This window comes from Aquidulcibacter sp. (genome assembly GCF_049239865.1).
In the GTDB taxonomy this organism is placed as follows: Bacteria; Pseudomonadota; Alphaproteobacteria; order Caulobacterales; family Aquidulcibacteraceae; genus Aquidulcibacter.
This window is the reverse complement of sequence record NZ_JBMLTR010000207.1, coordinates 1-2,584: the sequence shown is the minus strand read 5'-3', so window position 1 is coordinate 2,584 and position 2,584 is coordinate 1. Positions and strand designations below refer to the sequence as shown.

1 protein-coding gene is annotated in these 2,584 nt (G+C 54.6%); it reads left to right on the top strand.

Features of this window, described 5'->3' with window-relative positions; translation table 11 throughout:
- On the top strand, positions 1–2,526 hold a 2,526-nt coding region (locus tag ACOVRA_RS14325; RefSeq protein WP_421720889.1), incomplete at its 5' end, for a TonB-dependent receptor.
- Positions 2,527–2,584 lie beyond the last annotated feature (58 nt).

The following is a 2,584-nucleotide window of genomic DNA, read 5'->3' as shown; positions in this document are numbered from 1 at the left end:
AAGCGCGAAACCACCTTGCAATCCATCCCGGTTGCGGTGTCGGTGACCTCGGCTGACACGATCAGCAAGGCACAAGTTCGCGACTTGAACGATATCCAGACTTTGGTCCCATCGCTGCGCGTCAGCACCAACCAAAGCTCCACCAACGCAACCTTCATCATCCGCGGCTTCGGCAATGGCGCGAACAACGCGGGTATTGAGCCTTCGGTCGCAATCTTCATCGATGGCGTGTATCGCTCGCGCGCTGGCGCTTCGATTGGCGACCTTCCAAACCTGCAGCGCGTCGAAGTGTTGCGCGGCCCACAATCGACCCTGTTCGGCAAGAACGCTTCGGCTGGCGTGATCTCGCTGGTCACCCGCGAGCCAAAGTTCGAATATGGCGGCTCAGCTGAATTGAGCTATGGCAACTTCAACGCCATTGTCGCCAAAGCAGACATCACCGGCCCATTGGGTGAAAATGCTGCTGGTGCCTTGTCGTTTGGCTATAACAAGCGCGACGGCTATGTCGAAAACATCGGCCTTGGCGTGGACATCAACAATCGCGACCGCTTCAATGTGCGCGCTGACTTGCTGATCAAGCCAAGCGACGACCTCAAAGTTCGCGTCATTGCAGACTATGACAAGTTGGACGAATTGTGCTGCGCCGTTTCCAACGTCTTGAGCGGCCCAGCGACTGCGGCAGTGAACTTTGCCGGCGGGCAATTGATACCAAACTCTCCCTTTGCTGACCGCGTGTATTCGGACATTCCACCAACCAACATGATCGAAAACCGCGGCGTTTCGATGCAAGTCGATTATGACTTCGGCAAATTGTCGTTCACCTCGATCTCGGCCTATCGCAACTCGCATGGCGAACAAGACGGCGACGTCGACTTCACCAGCGCTTCCTTGGCTTCGGTTCCACAGATCCAAGACATCGATACGCTGACCCAAGAATTCCGCTTGACCTCAAACTACGACGGCCGGGTCAACTTCCTGTTGGGCGCGTATTTGTTCAAAGAGAATATCGATCAAACCTCGGCAGTTGTTTATGGCAAGGACTTTAGAAAGTTCGCAATCGCAGCAGCTGGTGCAGGTGGTGCGCTTATCCCTACGATTGAAGTTGTTACCGGTAACGCACCAGGCAGCTTCTTTGGCGCTGGTACGGGCACGAAAGAGTCGTTCTCTCTGGATAACGATGCCCAATCCATCTTTGGAAACGTGGACTTCAAGTTAACGGACACGCTGACCTTCACTGCCGGCTTCAACTACACACGCGATTCCAAGGCAGCAAACATCAATGTTCTTGCGACCGATCCATTCGCCTTTGTGGACTTTGATGCACTTGGACAAGGCGCATTTGGTCGTTCGGTTTATGTCGGCGGCGCGACCAACGCATTCTTGGGCCTCGCGGTCTTGGGCTTGGGCCGTCCAGCAACTGCTGCTGAAGCAGCCGCTGCTAGCGCAGGCCAAATTGCAGCTGCTCAGTCAATTGCAGCAGCGACCTTCAATGCAAATCCAGCTGCCAACAACCCAATCCTTGGCTTCAAAGCCCTTCAGTTCCAACCACCCCGTTTGAATTCGCCAAACGCGGTTGAGAGCGGTCGTACAAAGGACAGCGGCACCTCCTACAATGCTCGCTTTGCTTGGGAAATCAACGATAACTTCAACGCCTATGCAAGCTACGCAACAGGCTTCAAAGCATCGTCGGTAAACCTGTCGCGCGATTCAGCGCCTTCTCTCGCTGACTTCATTCCAGGCAACCCAATCACCAACCCAGCACCTTCCAAAATTCGGTCGGCTGGTTTGGCAGTTGTAAACTTGCGGGCAGGTAGCCGCGCAGCTGGTCCGGAAGAAGCAACCGTTTACGAAATCGGCTTGAAAGGGCGCTTCCCCAAGGGTGCCTTCAACCTGACTTTGTTTGATCAATCGATCGACGGTTTCCAATCCAACACCTTCACTGGAACCGGCTTCATTCTGGCAAACGCTGGTAAGCAGTCGACCAAGGGTGTCGAGTTTGACGCGACCTATCGTCCAATTCGTCCGCTGATCTTGACCTATGCAGCGACCTATCTGGATCCGTTGTATGACGACTTCAAGGGTGGTGCATACGGGGATTATACCGGTCGTACGCCAGCAGGCATTGCAGAATTCACCTACAATGCATCGGCAACCTTCATTCAGCCACTGGCCAATGATAACCGCATCACCTATCGGGCAGACTACTTCTGGACTTCGGAAACTCAGCTCAGCCAAGGCCTGAACCTGAACCCTGCATCTGCATTCCCGAATACCCCAGCTGGTGTTGCTGCACGTAACGCTGCGAACTTGAAAGCAGCCGAAGCCTATACCTTCCAACCGATCAGCCTCAATGCCAGCATCACGTTCGCAACGAGCAATGGCTGGGAGCTTAGCGCTTGGAGCCGTAACCTGACGGACGAGCGTTATTTGACCACCATCTTCGACAGCGTCGCGCAAGACGGCTCCATCTCGGGCTACCCAAGCCCACCACGGACCTACGGCGTGTCGGTGAAGCACATCTGGTAAGCTCTGGCTGACCTAGATTAACATCAAAGCCCTCAACCTTCGGGTTGGGGGCTTTTTT